General features: G+C 61.9%; 13 protein-coding genes and 4 tRNA genes. 12 read left to right on the top strand and 5 right to left on the bottom strand.

The genetic code is table 11. The annotated features are described in order from the left end of the window. Window positions 1–68 precede the first annotated feature (68 nt). The 3 genes from DF196_RS04710 to DF196_RS04700 form a co-directional block, all read right to left on the bottom strand. Window positions 69–1,298, bottom strand: coding sequence for an acetate/propionate family kinase (locus DF196_RS04710; protein ID WP_109056725.1), 1,230 nt, complete (start codon window positions 1,296–1,298; stop codon window positions 69–71). 128 nt (window positions 1,299–1,426) lie between these two features. Continuing rightward, window positions 1,427–3,097 carry a phosphate acetyltransferase gene (pta, locus tag DF196_RS04705; RefSeq protein ID WP_109056724.1) on the bottom strand — a complete coding sequence of 557 codons (1,671 nt, stop codon included), beginning with the start codon at window positions 3,095–3,097 and terminating at the stop codon, window positions 1,427–1,429. Window positions 3,098–3,331: 234 nt separating this feature from the next. Continuing rightward, window positions 3,332–5,809, bottom strand: a complete 2,478-nt coding sequence (locus DF196_RS04700; protein WP_109056723.1) for a phosphoketolase — start codon at window positions 5,807–5,809, stop codon at window positions 3,332–3,334. Window positions 5,810–6,254: 445 nt separating this feature from the next. Here DF196_RS04700 and guaA point away from each other — a divergent pair, with 445 nt between their 5' ends. Further along, entirely contained in the window at window positions 6,255–7,817 is a 1,563-nt protein-coding gene (guaA, locus tag DF196_RS04695; RefSeq protein WP_109056722.1) for a glutamine-hydrolyzing GMP synthase, read from the top strand. A gap of 1,025 nt (window positions 7,818–8,842) precedes the next feature. Here guaA and DF196_RS04690 read toward each other — a convergent pair. Next, window positions 8,843–10,864 (bottom strand): DUF262 domain-containing protein, encoded by a 2,022-nt coding sequence (locus tag DF196_RS04690; RefSeq protein ID WP_158276265.1) that lies wholly within the window; start codon window positions 10,862–10,864, stop codon window positions 8,843–8,845. Between the two features lie 230 nt (window positions 10,865–11,094). Between DF196_RS04690 and DF196_RS04685 the strand changes: the two genes are divergently transcribed. The 10 genes from DF196_RS04685 to DF196_RS04640 all read left to right on the top strand — a co-directional run bounded on the left by DF196_RS04685 (window position 11,095) and on the right by DF196_RS04640 (window position 19,178). Beyond that, complete coding sequence (locus DF196_RS04685; RefSeq protein ID WP_109056720.1) at window positions 11,095–12,576, top strand: DUF1846 domain-containing protein; 1,482 nt, start codon at window positions 11,095–11,097, stop codon at window positions 12,574–12,576. A gap of 132 nt (window positions 12,577–12,708) precedes the next feature. After that, window positions 12,709–14,670, top strand: coding sequence for an acyltransferase family protein (locus tag DF196_RS04680; protein WP_338323317.1), 1,962 nt, complete (start codon window positions 12,709–12,711; stop codon window positions 14,668–14,670). A 112-nt stretch (window positions 14,671–14,782) separates the two neighbouring features. Continuing rightward, window positions 14,783–15,805: a ribose-phosphate diphosphokinase gene (locus tag DF196_RS04675; RefSeq protein ID WP_109056718.1), complete on the top strand. Its 1,023-nt coding sequence runs from the start codon at window positions 14,783–14,785 to the stop codon at window positions 15,803–15,805. Between the two features lie 121 nt (window positions 15,806–15,926). Beyond that, window positions 15,927–15,997, top strand: a tRNA-Gln gene (locus tag DF196_RS04670). A 111-nt stretch (window positions 15,998–16,108) separates the two neighbouring features. Then, window positions 16,109–17,491 (top strand): bifunctional UDP-N-acetylglucosamine diphosphorylase/glucosamine-1-phosphate N-acetyltransferase GlmU, encoded by a 1,383-nt coding sequence (glmU, locus tag DF196_RS04665; protein ID WP_109056717.1) that lies wholly within the window; start codon window positions 16,109–16,111, stop codon window positions 17,489–17,491. A 2-nt stretch (window positions 17,492–17,493) separates the two neighbouring features. Continuing rightward, complete coding sequence (gene rsfS, locus DF196_RS04660; protein WP_109056716.1) at window positions 17,494–17,889, top strand: ribosome silencing factor; 396 nt, start codon at window positions 17,494–17,496, stop codon at window positions 17,887–17,889. 19 nt (window positions 17,890–17,908) lie between these two features. Beyond that, a complete protein-coding gene (locus DF196_RS04655) occupies window positions 17,909–18,610 on the top strand; it encodes a histidine phosphatase family protein (RefSeq protein WP_109056715.1) in 702 nt (233 codons plus the stop codon). Window positions 18,611–18,821: 211 nt separating this feature from the next. Continuing rightward, window positions 18,822–18,894 (top strand) — tRNA-Ala (locus DF196_RS04650). A 69-nt stretch (window positions 18,895–18,963) separates the two neighbouring features. After that, a tRNA-Ala gene (locus DF196_RS04645) sits at window positions 18,964–19,036 on the top strand. 69 nt (window positions 19,037–19,105) lie between these two features. Then, a tRNA-Ala gene (locus DF196_RS04640) sits at window positions 19,106–19,178 on the top strand. Between the two features lie 90 nt (window positions 19,179–19,268). Here DF196_RS04640 and DF196_RS04635 read toward each other — a convergent pair. Then, window positions 19,269–20,138 (bottom strand): Cof-type HAD-IIB family hydrolase, encoded by an 870-nt coding sequence (locus tag DF196_RS04635; protein ID WP_109056714.1) that lies wholly within the window; start codon window positions 20,136–20,138, stop codon window positions 19,269–19,271. Between the two features lie 432 nt (window positions 20,139–20,570). On the opposite strand from DF196_RS04635, the gene DF196_RS04630 reads away from it, so the two are divergent. Then, the gene (locus DF196_RS04630; protein ID WP_109056713.1) at window positions 20,571–21,545 is read left to right on the top strand and encodes a MetQ/NlpA family ABC transporter substrate-binding protein; all 975 of its coding nucleotides are present in this window, start codon (window positions 20,571–20,573) and stop codon (window positions 21,543–21,545) included. Window positions 21,546–21,582 lie beyond the last annotated feature (37 nt).

Genomic DNA, 21,582 nt, shown 5'->3' with positions numbered 1-21,582 from the left:
CCCGGGGGTGGTCCCTACCATCTCGCGCCCCCCACCCCTCTTGTCGCGAATGAATCAGCGATTCAGACTCACTTGGCGAACTTGTTGCCGTAGGTGTCCTCGCCGGCTTCCGCGATGGCGGCGGACTTGCGGGCGATGGCCAGCTCCTCGTTGGTCGGGATCACGGCGATGATCACGGAGGAGTCCGGAGTGGAGATGACGCGCGGCTCCTTGGAGCGCTTCGCATTCTTCTCCTCGTCCAGCTTGACGCCGAACGGAGCGAGCTTGTCGCACACCATCTTGCGCACGATGTCGTCGTTCTCGCCCACACCGGCGGTGAAGGTGATCACGTCGCAGCCACCCATCTGGTAGGTGTAGTTGCCGATGTAGCTCACGATGCGGTGCACGTAGACATCCAGGGCCAGCTTGGCGTCCTCGTTGCCCTCGGCCACCAGACGGTGAACCTCACGCAGGTCGCCGAAACCGGTCATGCCCATCATGCCGGAACGCTTGTTGAACAGGGCATCCAGCTCGTCCACGTTCATGTGGGCGTTGCGGATCAGGTGGAAGACCACGGCCGGGTCAATGTCGCCCGTACGGCCGCCCATGACCAGGCCCTCGAGCGGGGTCAGGCCCATGGAGGTCTCAACCGGCTTGCCGGAGATCTCGGCGGAGGCGGAGGCGCCGTTGCCGATGTGCAGCACGATCTGCTTGAGGCCTTCGGCCGGCTTGCCGATGACTTCCGGCACCACGGAGGAGATGAACTCGTGGGAGGTGCCGTGGGCACCGTAACGGCGGATGTGGTACTGCTCGGCGATTTCCTTGTTCAGCGCGTAGGTGCTGGCGGCCTTCGGCAGCTGGAAGAAGAAGGAGGAATCGAAGACGAAGATCTGCGGCACATCCGGCAGCAGAGCGCGCATGACCTCAGCGCCCTTGGCCTCCGGGCCGTTGTGCAGCGGGGCGAGGACAGCCAGGTCCTTGACGGCGTTGATGGTCTTGTCGTTGACCAGGGCCGGCTTCGGGAAGAGGGAGCCGCCCTGCACCACGCGGTGGCCGACGGCCACGATGCCCGCGTCGGACAGCTTCGGGCCGTACTCCTCGAAGAAGCCGAGCACGCGCTTCAGACCCTGCTCGTGGTCGTGGATCGGCTCCTCGAGCTCGTGCTTCTCGCCGTTGTACTCGTGCTTGTAGTGGCCGTCGATCGGCTCGCCGATCTTCTCAACCAGGCCGGAAGCAAGGCCTTCGCCGGATTCGAGGTCCACCAGCTGGTACTTGATCGAGCTGGAGCCGGAATTGATGACAAGGACGGTTTTCGCCATTGTGGGCATCCTCCATTGTGATATGTTGCGTCCCGCCGAACGAAGCGGGTTACCGTTGATTAGATTACTCGTTGCTTGCTACAAAATGCGGCTCCCCGCAAAGCGAAGAGCCGCATTCCGATTCATGACTACTGCGCCTCGATGGCGGTCAGGGCGATCGTGTTGATGATGTCCTGCACCAGAGCGCCGCGGGACAGGTCGTTCACCGGCTTGTTGAGGCCCTGCAGCACCGGGCCGATGGCAAGGGCGCCGGAGGAGCGCTGCACGGCCTTGTAGGCGATGTTGCCGGCGCACAGGTCCGGGAAGACGAACACATTGACGTGTCCGGCCACATCGTTGCCCTTGGCCTTGGTGGCGGCCACGGTGGGGGACCAGGCGGCGTCGAACTGGATGGAGCCGACCACCGGCAGGTCCGGGGCCTTCTCCTTGAGCAGGCGGGTTGCTTCCTCGACCACGTCCACGTCCGGGCCCTTGCCGGAGCCGAGCGTGGAGTAGGAAAGCATGCCGACCTTCGGGTCGATGCCGAAGGCGCGTGCGGTCTCGGCGGACTGCAGGGCGATCTCGGAAAGCTGCTCGGCGTCCGGGTTGAGGTTGATGGCGCAATCGGCGAACACGGCCACATGATCCTTGAAGCACATGAGGAACGCACCGGAGACCAGCTTCTGGCCGGGCTTGGTCTTGATGACCTGCAGGGCCGGGCGCACGGTGTTGGCGGTGGAGTTCACGGAACCGGAGACCAGACCGTCGGCGTAGCCGAGCACCACGAGCATGGTGCCAAAGTAGCTGGCGTCCTTGAGCTGCTTGCGGGCCTGCTCCTCGGTCATGCCCTTCTTGGCCCTGAGCTCGCACAGCTTGGCCACCATGGGCTTGAGGATGTTCTCGTCGTCCATGGCCTGGAAGCGGGCGCGCTCCAGATAGTTGAGGCCGAGTTCCTTGCCGCGGGCCAGGATGGCTTCCTTGTCGCCCACGATGATGAGGTTCACGATCTCGCGCTCGAGCAGGTAGTCGGCCGCCTTGATGATGCGGTCCTCCTCGCCTTCGGGCAGCACGATGGTCTTCTTGTTGGTCTTGGCCTTGCCCAGCAGGCCGAACTGGAAGGCGTACGGGGTGGTGGGGGCCTCGACATCCACGTCGAGGGCGGCGAGCACCTCCTCGGTGGGGGCGTTCTTGCGGAAGGTCTCCAGAGCGAGGTCCTTGGTGGATGCGTCGGTGAAGGGCACCTGCGGAATCGTCCAGACCGGCAGACCGTACTTGGCCAGCGTCTCCTTGACGGACACGGCGTGGCGGGGCTCGCAGCCGGTCACGAAGATGCCGAGCACCTTGTTGCCGGCGGCCTCCATGCCCTCGATGGACAGCTGCACGGTCTCGTCCAGCTCATGGGGCCAACGGTCGATGGTGCACACGGCCAGGAACACGCCGGCCTGCAGATCGGCGGCCACGTTGGCGTTGAACTCGTAGCTGGTCGGGTCGTTCACGTGGGACTTGTCGGTGCCCACGATCAGCGCGGCATCCGCACGGGCCACGTCCATCGCGTCATTGAACGCGCCGATGATGTCGCCGCGGGCGGTGTCCTTGTCCTTGCGAACCTTGTGCACGTCGAGGCCGGTGGACAGCGTCACGCCGAGACCGGCGTTCGAGGCGGACAGCAGGACAGGCGTGAAGTCGTCGTGGTTGGACACGGCCGGGCGAAACACGATGGTCTTGTACTTCGAGGTCAATGCATTGAGCACGCCGTAGGCCACTACGTTGCGGCCATTGGCGCCTTCGGGGCTTGCGATGTATACGCGGGTAACGGTCACTTTGGTCTGTCTCCTTTGATGATCAACAATGATTGGGACCACACATCATTGTACTTGCCCTTGTTATCGTTCACGTCTAAGACACCGGGACGTTTGCGGACGCAGTGCCGGGGAAACGGCGATGATGCGGATATGCGGAGACGGCGGGGGAGTGCCCGTACGGATACGAAAAAGGCCCGGGACGAATCCCGGGCCCTTTCCTAGGCCGTTAGGCTAAACCGTGAGCGGTTGGAATCACTCGTTATCGCCAGCGGTGGCGGCGGTAGCGGTGACAGCACCCTTCTCAGCGGTGTTGAGGCCGGAGTACACCCAGTCGGTGTAGTCCGGGTGATCGTAGCCGTTGTCGACGGCGAACTGGAAGGCTTCCTGACGGAAGGCCTCGAGCTCGTTGATCTTGTCGGCGTACTTGTCGGCGTCGATCATGCGCAGAGCCTCGGCGGTCAGCTCGTAACGATCGATCTCGTTCACGCGAACCATGTCGTACGGGGTGGTGGTGGAGCCCTCCTCCTCGTAGCCGTGGACGTTGAAGTTGTCGTGGTTCGGGCGATCGTAGATCAGGCCGCGCACGTCGTGAGCGTAGGAGTGGTACGCGAACAGCACCGGCTTGTCGGCGGTGAAGATGTCGGCGAACTCCTCGTCGGACAGGGCCTCGTCGTTCTCCTTGGCGGACTGCAGAGCGAGCAGGTCAACCACGTTGACGACCTTGAACTTGATGCCCATGGCCTTCAGCTTGTCGGAAGCGGCCATGATCTCCTGGGTCGGGACATCGCCGGCGGCGGCAAGCACGATCTCGGCCTCATCGTTGGACTTCGCGGTGGAAGCCCAATCCCAAGCGGCGGCACCCTTCTCGAGCTCGGCGCGAGCCTCGTCCAGGGACAGCCAGGTGGCGGCCGGCTGCTTGCCGGCGATGATGGCGTTGATCTTGTTGGTGGACTTGTAGCACTTCTCGGCGATGGCCAGCAGCATGTTCGCATCGGTGGCGAAGTAGATGCCGATGACGTGATCGTTGTGGAAGCACTTGTTCAGCAGCAGGGAGGTGACACCCGGATCCTGGTGGGAGAAGCCGTTGTGGTCCTGACGCCAGACGTGGGAGGAAACCAGCAGGTTCATGGAGGCGATCGGCTTGCGCCACGGAATCTCGCGGACGGTAGCCTCAAGCCACTTGGCGTGCTGGTTCAGCATGGAGTCGATCACGTGGACGAAGGACTCGTAGGAGCTCCAGATGCCGTGACGACCGGTCAGCAGGTAGCCCTCGAGGAAGCCTTCCATCTGGTGCTCGGACAGCTGCTCGACGACCTGGCCGGAGACGTGCATGTGCTCGTCGACCTCGTCGGAGATGTAGCCGGCATCCCACTGCTTGTTGGTGACCTCGTAGGAAGCCTGCAGACGGTTGGAAGCAGTCTCATCCGGTCCGAAGATGCGGAAGTCGTGCATGTTGTTCTTGATGATGTCGCGGGTGTAGACACCGAGACGACGGGTGGCCTCGAGCTGGCCCCAGCCGTGGCCGTACTTCTCGACTTCCTTAACGGCGTAGTCCTCGAGGTTCGGCAGCTTCAGGTCGTCGCGGATCAGACCACCGTTGGCGTTCGGGTTGGCACCGATACGCAGCTCACCGGTCGGCATGAAGGCGGTGACGTCGGCCTTGACGGCGCCGTTCTCGTCGAACAGCTCCTCCGGCTTGTAGGACTCCAGCCAGTTCTTCAGAACCTCGAAGTGGGCCTCGGTATCGCGGGCGGAAGCCAGCGGCACCTGGTGGGAACGCCAGGAGCCCTCGGTCTTCTTGCCATCGATGTACTTCGGGCAGGTCCAGCCCTTCGGGGTGCGGAAGATCAGCATCGGGTAGAACGGACGGTGCACGTTGTCCGTCTGAGCGGTGGCCTTGATGTCGCAGATCTCGTCCCAGATGGTCTCCCACAGCTCGGCGAAGCGGCGGTGGATGGACATGTGATCCTCATCGTCGAAGCCGGCGACGAACTCGTACGGCTCGTAGCCCATGCCGTGGAAGAACTCGTGGAGCTCCTCGTCGGAGATGCGGGACAGGATGGTCGGGTTGGCGATCTTGTAGCCGTTGAGGTGCAGGATCGGCAGCACGATACCATCGGTGCGCGGGTTCACGAGCTTGTTGGACTGCCAACCGGTGGCCAGCGGGCCGGTCTCGGCCTCACCATCACCGACGATGGCCGGCACGAACAGGGACGGGTTGTCCATGATGGCGCCGTAGGCGTGGGACAGGGCGTAACCCAGCTCGCCACCCTCGTGGATGGAGCCCGGGGTCTCCGGAGCGAAGTGGGACGGGATGCCGCCCGGGTAGGAGAACTGACGGAAGAACTTCTGCAGACCAGCCTCGTCCTTGGTGATCTTCGGGAAGGTCTCGGTGTAGGTGCCGTCCAGGTAGGACTGGGAGGTACCAGCCGGGCCGCCGTGGCCCGGGCCCATGATGATCACGGTGTTCTGGCCGTGGTCGGCGATGAAGCGGTTGATGTGGCCGATGAGGAAGTTCAGGCCCGGGGTGGTTCCCCAGTGACCCACCAGGCGGTGCTTCACATCTTCGCGGGTGAAGGGCTCCTTCATCAGCGGGTTGCTGCGCAGATAAATCTGGCCGATGGAAAGGTAGTTGGCGGCGCGCCAGTACTTGTCAACGCCTTCGAGGGCTTCCTCGGAAACCGGAGCGTTGAGCTTCTTCCAAGGGGTGCCAATAACAGGACTCGTCATGTGTACTCCTGTACTCCTGCACGTATCCGTGCGATTGATTATTTCTGTTCGGTCGCGGGCCCCGATTCCTTGCGGTATTAAGGGTTTCCGTTCCCAATCACTCGTCATGGTACGAGGACAACACGACTTTTGAACGATTTCTTGCGGGTGTGTTCGAAAATGTTTCGGAAATAGCACTATTTGTGCGGTTTGCCGGTTCGATTGTCACAATCGATTTTTCCTGCGAAGAACCTGAAAATGGCGGAAAATAGCGCCAAACAAGGATTTGCGCTGTGAGTGTCGCGTTCGGTTTAACGAAGTTAATACCGGCGTGTTGTTGCTTACGCGCCTGTGATTTGTGCGTATTTCGCACATGCCCCGCGCGTGTCGGTCTTGTCTGCTTGACCGGTGATAATCGGTGTGTTGCAACCCACGTAAAATCCCAATGAACGTTAGGGGAATATCAATGGCAAACGGTCCTGTGCTCGTCGTCGACTTCGGCGCCCAGTATGCCCAGCTCATCGCCCGCCGCGTGCGTGAGGCCGGCGTGTACTCGGAGTTGGTGCCGCATTCCATGCCGATCGACGAGATCCTGGCCAAGGATCCGAAGGCGATCATCCTTTCCGGCGGCCCGGCCTCCGTGTTCGAGCCCGGCGCGCCCTCCATAGATACTAAGGTGTTCGAGGCCGGCGTCCCGGTGCTCGGCATCTGCTACGGCTTCCAGGTCATGGCCTACGAGCTCGGCGGCAAGGTGGACAAGGCCGCCCTGGGCGAATACGGCAAGACCTCCGCCGTGGTGGACGAGGCCGAAGGCATCCTCGCCGGCTCCCCGGCCGAGCAGACCACGTGGATGAGTCACGGCGTGGCTGTCGAGCAGGCCCCGGCCGGCTTCGAGGTGCTCGCCCACACCGAAGGCGCCCCGGTGGCCGCCATGGCGGACGAATCCCGCAAGCTCTACGGCGTGCAGTGGCACCCCGAGGTCAAGCACTCCCCGCTCGGCCAGCAGCTCATCGAGAACTTCCTGCACCGTTGCGCCGCGTTGCCCAACGACTGGAACGCCTCGAACATCATCGAGACCGAGGTCAAGAAGATCCGCGAGAAGGTCGGCGACGCCGAAGTGATCTGCGGCCTGTCCGGCGGCGTGGACTCCGCCGTGGCCGCCGCCCTGGTGCACAAGGCCATCGGCGACCAGCTCACCTGCGTGTTCGTGGACCACGGCCTGCTGCGCAAGGGCGAGGTCGAGCAGGTCAAGCACGACTTCGTGGCAGCCACCGGCATCAAGCTCATCACCGTGGACGCGGCCGACGACTTCCTGACCGCCCTGAAGGGCGTCTCCGAGCCGGAACGCAAGCGCAAGATCATCGGCGAGAAGTTCATCCGCACTTTCGAGAAGGCCCAGCAGCAGGTGCTCGAGGAGGCCGGTGCCCGCGGCAAGGAAGTCAAGTTCCTCGTGCAGGGCACCCTCTACCCGGATGTCGTGGAATCCGGCGGCGGTGACGGCGCGGCCAACATCAAGTCCCACCACAACGTGGGTGGTCTGCCCAAGGACATCAAGTTCCAGCTCATCGAGCCGCTGCGCACCCTCTTCAAGGACGAAGTGCGCGCTATCGGCACCGAGCTCGGTCTGCCCGACGAGATCGTCTGGCGTCAGCCGTTCCCGGGCCCGGGTCTGGGCATCCGCATCATCGGCGAAATCACCAAGGAACGCCTCGACCTGCTGCGTAAGGCCGACGCCATCGCCCGCGAGGAGCTCTCCAAGGCCGGCCTCGACCGTGACATCTGGCAGTGCCCCGTCGTACTCCTCGCCGACGTCCACTCCGTCGGCGTCCAGGGCGACGAGCGCACCTACGGCTCGCCGATCGTCCTGCGCCCCGTCTCCTCCGAGGACGCCATGACCGCCGACTGGGCTCGCGTCCCCTACGACGTGCTCGCCACCATTTCCACACGCATCACCAACGAATGCCGCCAGATTAACCGCGTGGTGCTGGATTGCACCTCCAAGCCCCCGGCAACCATCGAATGGGAGTAATCGAATGATGGAGCGTCCTCGTCGTTGCTCCTCGGTCGACGTACCTTTGTACGCCTTCCCTCGGTGCGCCTAGAGGACGCACGCATCATTCGATTACTCCGGAGTGAAATCCGGCGATGGAGCGTATACCGCCTTTCCTCAGGTTCGACGTACCTTCGTACGCCTTCGCCTTCGGACGGCGGTCTCCGCACACATCGCCGAATTTCACTCAGCAATCGGAATGAAGCAGTATTTTGTGCGCCTAGAGGACACGCGCATCATCCTATTATTCCGAAGCGAGATGTTCTGACGGAACATGCGTAAAAGGGGAAGTCACATGTGCTGTGTGACTTCCCCTTTTACGCATGTCAGGTTGAGTGTGCCATGACAGGCTGTATGGCGGGGGAATCGTAAGAATGGCCTAGTGGTTTTGCGATTCGGCATGTAGGTGTTGCTTGGCTGCATACGTTGTGAGTGGATCCATGTGCCACTGCGGCTGTGAATCGTATGAATTGAGGCTACAGGGGCAAGCCCTTATTTTGGGTGAAACCGTCTGGTTGGGAGAAAATGGCGGAATCATGCGGATTTTGGCTTATCGGAGTGTGCCCCTGTAACCGGAAAACATCTATGAGAAGCTTATCGGGGCACGCCTGATGCCCCGATAAGCTGATTTGGTGCCTGAATCGCCTGCGGTGGCACGGTTTTGTGCCACACAAGCACCCTACGGCATAATATCGGCGTTACGGGGCACGATGTGGCTATGCTCTCACACGATGCTTGAGTCAGAAAGGCCTCCTTATTCAGCTGAAGCTCGCAGTAGAGATGTTTTCTCCTTACGCCGGGAACCAAATTTTCATATGAGGATGATTTCCGCGTCATGGGATAACAAGCGTGCTCGCTTGATTGGCCGGATCGCTTCCTTTCGGGGCATGCGTTGCATAAGGGAGCGGGCCGCCATGTGTTTCGCGCGTCCTCATGCACCCTGTTTTGCATGGTTGACTGCGATGTTTGACATCGTAGTGTTAACCGGCGGTCGCCAGCCGGGTTCACTTGTCATAGAGTTCAAACGAAAGATCATATGGCTCGACTCCATCGATTTTTTCGATAATTCTGCCCAATACATCAAGCTTGGTGGAGGTAGAGGATCCGGGATTAAACCAAACGCCTGGGCCGACTTCGAATCCGTATTCGAGGTGCGAGTCCGAAAAATAACGGGCTGGGAACTTGTCCGAAAATGCCACCGCACGAAACGCGACTGGGTCGATTCCATACAGGTCGGAAAGAACGTCCCTCATCATATCGACCCATGTTTTCACGGTATGGCGCGCTCCTTGGAATGTGTATGCGGCGATTTTGCGATTCGTGAACATAAAATCCTCATCCAACGTATGATTTTCGCGTTCTTCGGCCACCGGCTGATAAGAGGTGCTCAGCGCCGGCCATAATTCCAAGAAACGTTGCCACAGACGCTCGTTGCGTTCGCTTATATGTGGCTCATCCCAAATATCGCAGTCCGCGACAAACCTGTTGAGCTTAAGTCCACTATCGCGGAATCCATGTTCGCAATCACGCTTGGACGCAAACTCGCTGTTCGAATATTTCGAATTGTAGCCGGTGAGCGTGAGGTTGCCCATGCGATTGAGCCATCGGTCATGAATGACATCGGCGTCAGGACCCAAAGCATCGCGCCACTGGCGGGAAAGAGTCTGCGGCATGATATGTTCGACGGATAATGTTCCGTCCTCCAACATGTCGACGACGTTTACGCGCTCCACATTGTCGCCGTTTTCCAAACAATCATACAAATACAGCCGTATGCGTCTGATTTCATACATATTGCGTTCGTCGAAGGCTCGTCGGAATTCCTCGTCACGGGGGAACCGGCCGCTGCCTTCCCTCCTTAGCAGAGCGTACTTGAGCGACTCGCAATAGTCGTCGTCCGTAGCCATGCCACGCAGCACTTCATGATGCAGTCCGGCGAAGATCTTGTTCAGTGCGTTAGTCGCGATGTTGCACATCCAACGGCGGAACAAATAGTCTTCGACGATATTAAAAACCTTCACGAGATCTTTGCCGGACAAGTGTCCCTCATCGGCGTAGGCAAGCAGCGAAAGCAAGAAAGGATTGACGACGCTCATTTCGAGCAGCCTGATACGTTTCAATGCGTTGTCGATTTGTGTGTGCTCCTGGATTATTCCGGTGATGCGTCCGTAATAGCGCGAAAATCGCAGAAGATCTTCCAGTAGTGCAAGGGAATCGAGGCTTTTCGCGAATTGGCGGAATTCCGGATATACGCGGTTGATGACTGGTGTCCGTCGTGTTTTCATCGTCAGATAATCACGGATGAATGCACTTACGTCATAAGCGGTATTTCGCTCCATGACGTTCCAGTAGTGTTCGTAGCGGTATTCCTGCTGCTCGGCGGGAAGGTTCATCAACATGAGATTGCGTATCTTGTCGCCCTCGCTCAAATCCAGTCCAGTGGAATTGAGGCTTTCGAAGATAAGCTGCGCATCATCGTCCCTCTCAAGTCGGATGTCGATGATTTCCAGCTTTTCCACTGCTCTTTCGATCGATTCGGCATCGAGTCCGCATTCGGCGATGCGTTTCAAGAAAAACTGATAGTTGATGGTGACGTTCGATTCTCCGTCCAGTTTGTCGTCCTCTTCTTGCTTAGGATTCATGATTTTTGCAAGAGCGGCCTGATCGCCTTTTACGAGTTTGAGCTTGAGCTTACTGTCATCCCGTGCATATCGGTCGATAAGATATTCGTCCTCGATGAATTCTGCGAGCCTGTCGTTCGTGCCAACTGGTATAGCTTCGTCTCGTATCTGTCGCAGTAACGCAGCCAACAGAAGATAAACGGTGGTGATTCGTTGTTGTCCGTCAATGATGATCTTTGTGTCACCATCCGTCTGAGAGACGATGCTGCCGAAAAAGTGTGACTCGCGTTCCCGCTTCACGACATCCTCAAGATCGTCGAACAGACGTTCACACTGCTCTCGTTTCCAGTCATAATTGCGCTGGTACACGGGAATCACGAAACGAGTTCTCGTTCCTTGAAGCATTTTCGTAAGTTTGAGTGCCTCTCCGCGCATCCGGTCACATCCCTATGTCGTCTCAGGGGAATTCTTTCGACTTGCCAAACCGAACGCAGCCGACGAATCTAACTCAAAATTCCCATACCGCTGTCAGAATCCAGTGTAGTTCCGACGACCCTGTCGCGAGCGGCGACCCACGTTTTCCGGTATAATTTTTTAGTTTTTACGACGACGTTTTGGAAGGAATGCCGACCCACATGCGACAGGGATTCGACAACGACAAGTACATCGCTCTGCAGGCCGACAACATCAGGAAGCGCATCGCCCAATTCGGCGGCAAGCTGTATCTGGAATTCGGCGGCAAGCTCTTCGACGACTACCACGCCTCCCGCGTGCTTCCCGGCTTCGAGCCGGACACCAAGTTCCGCATGCTCGAAAGCATGGCCGCGGAGGTGGAGATCGTCATCGCAATCAACGCCAATCATATCCAGCAGGGCAAGACCCGCGGCGACCTCGGCATCCCCTATGACGAGGACGTGCTGCGACTCATCGACATCTTCCGCTCCCGCGGCTTCCTCGCGAAGTCCGTGGTGCTCACCCAGTACGCCGGCCAGCCGGCCGCCGACGCCTACCGCCACCGCCTCGAGCAGCTGGGCGTCACCTGCTACCTGCATTACCCGATCGCCGGCTACCCGCACGACATCGAACGCATCGTTTCCGAGGACGGCTATGGCAGGAACGACTACATCGAAACCAGCCGTCCGCTAGTTGTGGTCACCGCGCCCGGCCCCGGCTCCGGCAAACTCGCCACCTGCCTGAGCCAGCTCTACCATGAGCATCGCCGCGGCATCCAGGCCGGATACGCCAAATACGAGACCTTCCCGATCTGGAACCTGCCACTGAACCATCCGGTCAACATCGCGTACGAGGCCGCCACCGTGGACCTGGACGACGCCAACATCATCGACCCGTTCCACCTCGAGGCCCACGGCGAGACCACCGTCAACTACAACCGCGACGTCGAGGCATTCCCCGTGCTCAAGGCCATGATGGAACGTATCATGGGCGAAAGCCCGTACCAGAGCCCCACCGACATGGGCGTCAACATGGCCGGCTACGCCATTTGCGACGACGAGGCATGCCGTGAGGCCGCCAAGCTCGAAATCGTGCGCCGCTACTTCACCGCATGCGTGAACCTGAAGCGCACCGGCACCGGAGAGGAGCAGGTCGAACGCCTGCGCTCCATCATGAAGAAGGCCGGCGTGGACGAGGACCTCTCACCCGCACGCGCCGCGGCGCTCGCCAAGGAACAGATGACCGGGGGCCCGGTGGGTGCGATGGTCCTGCCCGACGGGCGCCTCGTCACCGGCAAGACCGGCGTGCTGCTCGGCGCGGCCAGCGCCCTGCTCATGAACGCGCTCAAGAAGGTCACGGGTGTGGACGACGATCTGCCGGTGATTGACGACGCCGCCATCGAACCGATCTGCAAGCTCAAGACCGAGCATCTCAACAGCGCCAACCGTCGCCTGCATTCCGACGAGACGCTTATCGCGCTGTCCATCACCAGCGCCACCAGCCCCGAGGCCGCCCGCGTGATCGCGGGGCTCGGACAGCTGCGCGGAGCCGACGCCTTCTTCTCCGTGATCATCTCCTCCACGGACGAGGCCCTGTACCGCAAACTCGGCATCAACGTATGCTGCGAACCCAAATACGAGCGCGTGAGCCTGTATCACAAATAAGGTCTGTCATGCGACGGCCGGCCGGTGCCGCTTCCGCACGGAGGCATGGCACCGGCCACAGGCCGCGGTGTCGCCGTCTATTGCTGTAATACCAAGCGAGAAACGAGTGGTACGAGAGCAAGAGAAGTGACAGTGACAACAGCGGCGCGCAGACAGTTCGGCGGGCATTACATAGGACTGGACGGTATCAAGGGGCTGGCGCTCATCGCCATCGTGCTGTATCACTGCATGCAGCAGGTGTTGCCGGGCGGATTCTACGGCGTGGACGTGTTCTTCACCGTCTCCGGATTCCTCATCGGCGTGAGCCTGTTCCGCTCGCTGGCCCGCAGCGGTTCGCTGAACCTCGTCCGGTACATCCCCAAGCGCGCCGTGCGCCTCTACCCGGCGCTGTTCCTGCTTATCCCGGTCATCGTCTCGGCCGGATGGCTGTTCGACCATGACCTGCTGGTCTCCGTGCGCGACCAGATCATCACCGTGCTGCTCGGCTGCTACAACTGGTATGCCATCGCCGGCGGCCAAAGCTATTTCGACCAGATGAACCCGCAGGTATTCCGCCACCTATGGTTCATCGGCGTACTTATGCAGTTCTACGTGGTGGTGCCCCTGCTCGCGTGGCTCATGTGGAAGATCCGGCGCAGTCATCTCGCCGCGCTTATTCCGTTGGCCCTGGCGGCCGGCAGCGGCTACGGCATGTGGACCCTGTACCGTCCCGGCGGCGACCCCACCCGCGTCTACTTCGGCACTGACACCCACGCCCTCGGCCTTATGCTTGGCCTCGCTTTGGCCTGGTGGGTCACCGCATCCGAACGTAACCACCCGCGCCCCAAGCCCGTGCCCCGTTCGGTCCGATCCGCCCGGTCCGATGGGGGAGTGGCTCCGGTTCCGCCGGTGCCCATGCCCATATCCGTGCCGTTGCCGGACGACGTCACCCAGCAGCCGGATACGCTGCATGTGCCCGAACCGCTGCATGTGCGCGTCTGGCGCGCCGTCGCGCCGGTCCTCGCCTTCCTGAGCCTCATCGCTTTGGTGACCATGGCCGTGATCGGCAAGCAGGACGATTTCGCCTTCCGGGGCGGCATTATCGCCTCCAGCCTGCTGTCCGTCCTGCTCATCGCCGGCACGATCTGCCAGGATTCCTGGATGCAGGACCTCATGGTCTTCCTCCCGCTCAAGGCGCTTGGCACCTATTCCTACGGCATCTACCTGTGGCACTGGCCGTTGTGGCTGCTCGCCCGCGCGCTGGCGCCGAAGCTGTTCCCCGTGCCCGGCCCCTGGCCGCTGGCCATGGCGGCCCTGCTCACCGCGGTGGCTGTGACCATCTCCTGGCTCATGGTCGAGAAGCCCGCTGCGTCCCGCTCCGCACTGTTCGTCATCCTGCCGATTCGCAAACCTGGCGCCGCGCACATCGTACGCGCGGTCATCGTGGACGTGCTGCTGGCCGCATCGCTGTTCGGCGCGGTCCAGGGCGTGGCGAACGCGCCGGCCAAGACCGCCATGCAGATGCAATTGGAGGAACAGGCTCGTCAGCTGGAAGAGACCCAGAAAAAGGAGCATGTGCTGATCCGCCATCGCGTGCCGCAGCCGCCCAAGCCCAAGTTCGCCATGCCCACTGGTGATGAGATCACCGCCATCGGCGACTCGGTGATGCTGGCCTCTTCACAGGGGCTGTCCAGTGTGTTCCCCGGTATCCAGACCGACGCCGAGGTCTCCCGCTCCATCCTGGTGGCCCCCGAACTGATCCAGAACGACCTGGCCGCCGGAACGTTGCGCCAATGGGTGCTGGTGGGTTTGGGCACCAATTCCGCCATCACCGCCGACGAGTTGGACCAGATTCACGACCTGATCGGGCCGGATCGCGTGCTCGTGCTGGTCAACGCGCACGGTGACCGCACATGGATTCCGCCCACCAACCAGGTACTTGCCGACTATGCCGCCGCGCACCCGGACAACGTGGTGCTGGTGGACTGGGACGCCGCCGCGAACGCCAACCCACAGGTGCTCGGTTCGGACGGCATCCACCCGAGCATGGACAGCGACACCTACGCCCAGGCCGTCAAGCAGGCCCTGAAGCACTGGACCGGCGACAGCCGCTGAGTATCCGCAGTCGATCCATGTGGGACGCGGCGGGCAACGCAGCGATACCCCCATGGTCTTCAAGAACAGCTAGACTGAAGAACTGCACTAACGAGACCACACGTTGGGAGTAATGGTGAGCGCAATCCTCGAAGGGAAGCCCGATAAGAATCTGATTCTCGTCACGGGAAGGATTCATCCGAAACTAGCCGAAGATGTCGCCGAGCAGCTGGGAATCGACCTGCTGGAGACCACGGCCTATGACTTCGCCAACGGCGAGATGTACGTCCGATACACCGAATCGGTTCGCGGTGCCGACGTGTTCGTGCTCCAGAGCCACTACCAGCCCATCAACAAGGCGATCATGGAGCAGCTCATCATGATCGACGCGCTGAAGCGCGCCTCCGCCCGTTCCGTCACCGCCGTGTGCCCGCTGCTCGGTTATTCCCGTCAGGATAAGAAGCACCGCGGCCGCGAGCCCATTTCCTGCCGTCTCATCTTCGACCTGCTCAAGACCGCAGGCGCCGACCGCATCATGTCCGTGGACCTGCACGCGGCCCAGTCCCAGGGCTTCTTCGATGGCCCGGTGGACCACCTCATCGCCATGCCGGTGCTGGTCGACTACATCCGTGACCGTTTCCAGGGCCACCTGGACAACGTCGCCGTCGTCTCCCCGGACGCCGGCCGCATCCGTGTGGCCGAACAGTGGGCCCAGCGCCTCGGCGGCGGCCCGCTCGCCTTCGTGCACAAGACCCGTGACATCACCCGTCCGAACCAGGCCGTCGCCAACCGCGTGGTCGGCGACGTGCTCGGCAAGGACTGCGTGCTCGTGGACGACCTCATCGACACGGCCGGCACCATCGCCGGAGCCTGCCGCGTGCTGCAGGAGGCCGGCGCCAAGTCCGTGACCGTGGTCGCCACGCACGGCGTGCTCTCCGGCCCCGCGGTCGAGCGTCTCAAGAACTGCGGCGCACGCGAGGTGGTCCTCACCGACACCGTGCCGATCCCCGAGGAGAAGCGCTGGGACGGCCTGACTGTCCTGTCCATCGCGCCGCTGCTGGCCAGCGCCATCCGCGCCGTGTTCGAGGACGGTTCGGTGGCCGAGCTGTTCGACACCTACCCCGAACACCACGGCCAGGGCTTCCTCTTCGCGTGACGTCAGGACGTCTGTATGACGTCTCTTTGACGCCCATGGAAAGTCCGTGTCGGGGCAGCGGATTGCGCCGACTCCGATTCGTATGGTATAAATGAACACTTGTGGGCCAAGCGCCCACGATTCCCCCATGGTGTAATGGCAGCACACGGGTCTTTGGAACCCTTTGTCTTGGTTCGAATCCAGGTGGGGGAGCGATCAGACGGTCGTCCGGACATCCGGGCGGCCGTCTATTGTTTTCTGCAGTGACACGGCCCGAAAACGGGCCGCGTCGAATCCTCACGAACGAAGGGAAACACGTCAGTTATGGCACTCTCCGCAGCCATCGTCCTCGCCGCCGGCGAGGGCACCCGCATGCGTTCCAACAAACCGAAGGTACTGCACACGTTCGCAGGCAAAACCTTCCTGAACAGGGTCATGAATTCGGTGGCCGCGCTGGATCCCGCCACGTTGGCCGTGGTGGTGCACTTCCAGGCCGAGCGCGTGGCCGAGGCCGCCCGTTCCTATGACGAGCACGTCACCATCGTCAACCAGGACGATATCCCCGGCACCGGCCGCGCCGTGCAGTGCGCGATGGCCCAGCTTGCCGAAAACGGCGGCATCGAAGGCCCCGTGCTCATCGCCGCGTCCGACATGCCGCTGCTCGACAGCGATACCCTGCGCAAGCTGGTGGAATTCCACACCGCATCCGGCAACGGCGCCACCGTGCTCACCACCATCCTCGACGACCCGACCGGCTATGGCCGCATCATCCGCGACCGCGAGGGCAACGTGCTGCGCATCGTGGAGCAGAAGGACGCCAACCGCAGCGAACTGGCCGTGCAGGAGGTGAACACCTCCGTCTACGTGTTCGACGCCGAGCTGCTGGCCCGCGCCATCGCCGACCTCAAGTCCAACAACGCCCAGGGCGAGTTCTACCTGACCGACGCGCTGGAAACCGCCCGTTCCGCCGGCAAGGTCGGCGCATTCACCGCTCCCGACCCGCTTACCGTGGAGGGCGTGAATGATCGTGTGCAGCTGGCCGCGCTGGCCCGCACCTACAACCGTCGCGTCTGCGAGCACTGGATGCGCGAAGGCGTGACCATCCTTGACCCGGAGACCACCTGGATCGAGGACGATGTGACCATTGGCCGCGACGCCACCATCCTGCCCGGCTCCTTCCTGCAGGGTCGTACGGTGATCGGCGAGGACGCCGTCGTGGGCCCGTACACCACCCTCATCGACGCCGTGGTGGACGAGGGTGCGACGGTCGAACGCTCCCGTGTGCAGGAATCGCATATCGGCGCCCGCACGAATATCGGCCCGTGGACGTACCTGCGCCCCGGCAACGTGTTCGGCGAGGACGCCAAGGCCGGCGCGTTCGTGGAGATGAAGAAGGCTCACATCGGCAACGGCACCAAGGTGCCGCACCTGAGCTACGTGGGCGACGCCCAGCTCGGCGACCACACCAACATCGGCGGCGGCACCATCACCGCCAACTACGACGGCGTGCACAAGAACCGCACTGTGATCGGCTCCGGCTGCCATGTGGGTGCCGGCAACCTGTTCGTGGCCCCGGTCGAGGTGGGCGACAACGTCACCACCGGCGCCGGCTCCGTGGTGCGCCACGCCGTGCCCAGCGACACGATGGTCTACTCCGAGAACACGCAGCACAACGTCGAGGGCTGGAAGCCCGCCTGGGAGCGCTGATCATGCCGGCACTCCAGGACTCCATCAACGCTGTCCGTCTGGCCGCCGAGGCCGCCGACCGCATCAAAGCCACGGACATCGTGGCCTTCGACGTGGCCGACCTGCTCGGCATCACCGACATCATGATGATCGCCGGCGCTTCCAACGAACGCCAGGTGCTGGCCGTGGCTGAGGAGATCGAAAAGGATCTCTACTTGAAGTGCGACGGCCGCCAGCCCCGCTCCCGCGAAGGCCTGACCGAAGGCCAGTGGGTGCTGCTCGACTACGGCGACTTCGTGATCCACGTCATGCACGAGGAATCCCGCGAATTCTACGGGCTGGAACGCCTGTGGAAGGACTGCGAGACCATCGACCTGCAGCTGGCGCACCCCGAAACGGCCGCGGTGCCGGTCGACTGACGCGAAAGGTAGGAATCCCATGGCTACCCGTCATGTTCGCTCCATCTTCCTGATCCGCCACGGCCGCACGTCCTACAACGCGGCCCACAAACTGCAGGGGCAGGTGGATATCCCGCTCGACGCCGTCGGCCAATGGCAGGTGCGCCAGACCGCGGCGGCCCTGAAGGACCTCTACGTGGACCGCAGGCCGGAGACCAGCGACCGCATCATCGTATGCTCCGACCTCTCCCGCGCGCACGCCACCGCACAGGCCTTCGCGGACGTGCTGGGCGGTGCCGAGGTGCACGACGACGAGCGTGTGCGTGAACGTAGCTTCGGCGACTGGGACGGCCACGCCGTGTCCGAACTGGCCGAACGGTACCCCGAGGACTTCCGCTCCTGGATGGAGCACCGCGGCGGCGAGCTCAAATACGGTGCCGAACCCAAGGAGCATGTGGGCGCGCGCGGCGTGGAGGCCCTTGAGGATTGGTCCTCGCGTGCCGGGGAGGATACGGACCTGTTCGTGTTCTCGCACGGCGCATGGATCGCCCAGACCCTGCAGACGCTGCTGGGCCTGAGCCAGGTGGATCCCTCGTTCGCGTCCGTGGTCTCCATGCGCAACGCCCATTGGGCGCGACTGGTGCCGATGGACCTGCCGGACGGCTCGGTGCGCTGGCGGCTGCTGGAATACAACCACGGCCCAGCCATCGCGGACACCGACGAATGGGAACGTGAACGTTGAGTCGCAATGAGCCGGAATCGGTTTCCCTATGGGTCATGCCGATTCCGGCTCGGTCGATTCTCGTGCAATCTAACTGAATAATGTGCCAAAATCGTTGAAATTCCGGGCAAAACCTACGTGAATTCAACATTGCGACACGCCGAATGTTGCCTTATTCGCAAACTCGTCGTAATGTATACGAGGTCCAAAACGGACCACACAAATGAAAAACGGGGCTATAGCGCAGCTGGTAGCGCATCTCCATGGCATGGAGAGGGTCGGGGGTTCGAATCCCCCTAGCTCCACGAAGAAGCCGTCAGCGGCCAGTGTTGATGGTTTCCCGTTGATTCATGTGAGTGAGTCAAAACCCGTTTGGGGCTATAGCGCAGCTGGTAGCGCATCTCCATGGCATGGAGAGGGTCGGGGGTTCGAATCCCCCTAGCTCCACGAAGAAGCCGTCAGCGGCCAGTGTTGATGGTTTCCCGTTGATTCATGTGAGTGAGTCAAAACCCGTTTGGGGCTATAGCGCAGCTGGTAGCGCATCTCCATGGCATGGAGAGGGTCAGGGGTTCGAATCCCCTTAGCTCCACAACTAAGGCCGGTGCATTGAGCGCCGGCCTTTTGCGTTTCCGTCGGACAGCCTCGGCCGGCCGAGCCGGGAAGGGTGTCCGGGGGACGTTCACAGCACGCCGAAGTGCAGCAGGGCGTTGAGCACGCCATCATGGTCCACATCATCGGTCACGTAATCCGCGGCGGCTTTCGGCTCGTCGGTGGCGTTGCCCATCGCGATCCCGATGCCGGCGTAGGCGAGCATGGACGTATCGTTGCCGCCATCGCCGAAGGCCATCGTCTGCTCGCGCGTGATGCCATAGTGTGCCATGAACCGCTGGATGCCGCGTGGCTTGCCGCCATCGGCCGGGATGAGATCGGTGAAATCCGGGTGCCAACGCACGCCGCGCACATTACGGCACAACCCCACCAGCTCGGCCTCCTCGTCCGGGCCGATGAACGGGCTGATCTGGAAGGTCTCATGCGTGGCCGTGCGCTCGTGCGGGTCGTCGAAGTACCGTGTGGGCGCGGTCTTGCCGAGCTGGGCCCATGTGGCCTGCAACGCCTCGTTGGTGTGGTTGAAGTATACGTAGTCCTTCTCGCCGAAGTTGGCCACCACATCCGGGTGACGGTCCAGCCAGCCGAGGATCACCCCGATATCGTCCGGTTCGATGGCCTGTGCGGCGAAGAAGCCGTTGCCGTCGAAGCAGTACTGGCCATTGAACGCCGCGATGCCGTCGAACGTGACCGGCATGGTGTCCAGCACCACACCCATCTGGGAGGGCGCACGACCCGTGCAGATGAGCACCTTGATGCCCTTGGCCTGCAGACGGTGAATCGCATCCACGGTGGAATCGGGAACCTTATGCGTGATGAAACTGGTGAGCGTACCGTCGATGTCGAAGAACACGGCCCTGATGTCGTTTCCTTGGCCGGCGGCGGGATTGCCGGGACCGTGGGTGGGGGAGAGGGCGGAATCGTCGTTGATGATGTTGTTCATGCTTTTCATTGTCCGTGCTGTGCGGACGCGCCACGCCGGATACTGACTCAAAAGTCAGTAGATTGCCTGTTCGCCGGACGGCGGATGAATCGGAGCGAGTCCGGGCGGGCCGGGCAAGGGCCGGGCAAGCAGCGGGCAACATGTCCGCGCGTCACTCGGAACCGCAGAAAAGTCCGCATAGTGATCATTTCCGGCTCAGGCCCGGTGCAAACCCGTCTCGAACCGGTCTTATAGCGGGCTATCAAACCGTGTGATTCCGGTCGGCTACGTACCCGTCATAAGCAACACCTATACGGCAATCGGCCATTTTCCGCCATTTCCAGGCTCGCAAGCCGGTATGGTTAAGACCGTCAACAACGCGAAGGGCCGAAAAGGAAGAGAACCGGCCCGGCCTGTACAAGGCAAAACAAGCCACAAGAGAGAGGAAATCCCATGACCGCAGCAACCCAGCCAGCCACTCCGGCCAACAACAACGAACCGGTGCGCGTGAACCACACCGTCCGCAACATCATCATCACCATCGTGGTGGTCGCCATCGTCGCCGTGGGCGCGTTCTTCGGTTACCGCGCCTATGCCGGCGCCGGCGAGTCGGCCGCCAAGGGCACCAAGGACAACCCGGTCAAGATCGGCGTCGTGGGCGCCACCAACCCCGAATGGGTCAAGTTCAAGCAGAAGGCCCAGGAAGCCGGCATCTACGTGGACATCATCGACTTCCAGGACTACACCTCCGAGAACCCGGCCCTCGACTCCGGCGAACTCGACCTCAACGAGTTCCAGCACCTGCTCTACCTGGCCAACTACAACGTGAGCAACAACAAGGACCTCCAGCCCATCGGCGGCACCGCCATCTACCCGCTCGGCGTGTACTCCACCAAGGTCAAGAGCATCGACGACATCAAGCAGGGCGACACCGTCACCATCCCGAACGATGAAACCAACCAGGCCCGCGCCATCGGCGTGCTCAAGGCCGCCGGCCTCGTGACCCTCAAGGGTGACTGGACCGCCTTCTCCACCCCGGCCGACATCGACGAAGCCAAGAGCAAGGTCAAGGTGACCCCGCTGAAGGCCGAGCAGGTGGCCACCACCCTCAAGGACCCGACCATCGCCGCCGGCGTGATCAACAACGACTACGTCGCCGACGCCGGCCTCGACCCGAAGGACGCCATCTACCAGGACAACGCCGAGTCCGAGGAGGCTCGCCCGTACATCAACGTGTGGGTGGCCCGCAAGGCGGACGTCAACAACGAGACCTACAAGAAGCTCATCGACATCTTCCACGAGAAGGACGTGCTCAACGCCCTTCAGGAGAACTCCGGCGGCACCGCGGTCTTCGCCGACAAGTTCAGCGCCGAGGAGCTGCAGGGCTTTCTCAAGGACATCGAGAAGGACGCCAAGGCACAGCAGTGACCGGCGGCCGGTAGGATTCATACGAATCCATACGGCC

The organism is Bifidobacterium callitrichidarum (assembly GCF_003129905.1).
Lineage (GTDB): Bacteria > Actinomycetota > Actinomycetes > Actinomycetales > Bifidobacteriaceae > Bifidobacterium > Bifidobacterium callitrichidarum.
The sequence above is the reverse complement of the archived record's forward strand: the minus strand, read 5'-3'. Positions and strand labels throughout refer to the sequence as shown.

What these genes read in the sequence shown, in the direction of transcription:
- DF196_RS04710 (WP_109056725.1), bottom strand. Translation starts at nt 1,298, where the DNA reads ATGGCGAAAACCGTCCTTGTCATCAATTCCGGCTCCAGCTCGATCAAG.
- DF196_RS04700 (WP_109056723.1), bottom strand. Translation starts at nt 5,809, where the DNA reads ATGACGAGTCCTGTTATTGGCACCCCTTGGAAGAAGCTCAACGCTCCG.
- guaA (WP_109056722.1), top strand. Translation starts at nt 6,255, where the DNA reads ATGGCAAACGGTCCTGTGCTCGTCGTCGACTTCGGCGCCCAGTATGCC.
- DF196_RS04690 (WP_158276265.1), bottom strand. Translation starts at nt 10,864, where the DNA reads ATGCTTCAAGGAACGAGAACTCGTTTCGTGATTCCCGTGTACCAGCGC.
- DF196_RS04685 (WP_109056720.1), top strand. Translation starts at nt 11,095, where the DNA reads ATGCGACAGGGATTCGACAACGACAAGTACATCGCTCTGCAGGCCGAC.
- DF196_RS04675 (WP_109056718.1), top strand. Translation starts at nt 14,783, where the DNA reads ATGGTGAGCGCAATCCTCGAAGGGAAGCCCGATAAGAATCTGATTCTC.
- glmU (WP_109056717.1), top strand. Translation starts at nt 16,109, where the DNA reads ATGGCACTCTCCGCAGCCATCGTCCTCGCCGCCGGCGAGGGCACCCGC.
- rsfS (WP_109056716.1), top strand. Translation starts at nt 17,494, where the DNA reads ATGCCGGCACTCCAGGACTCCATCAACGCTGTCCGTCTGGCCGCCGAG.
- DF196_RS04655 (WP_109056715.1), top strand. Translation starts at nt 17,909, where the DNA reads ATGGCTACCCGTCATGTTCGCTCCATCTTCCTGATCCGCCACGGCCGC.
- DF196_RS04635 (WP_109056714.1), bottom strand. Translation starts at nt 20,138, where the DNA reads ATGAACAACATCATCAACGACGATTCCGCCCTCTCCCCCACCCACGGT.
- DF196_RS04630 (WP_109056713.1), top strand. Translation starts at nt 20,571, where the DNA reads ATGACCGCAGCAACCCAGCCAGCCACTCCGGCCAACAACAACGAACCG.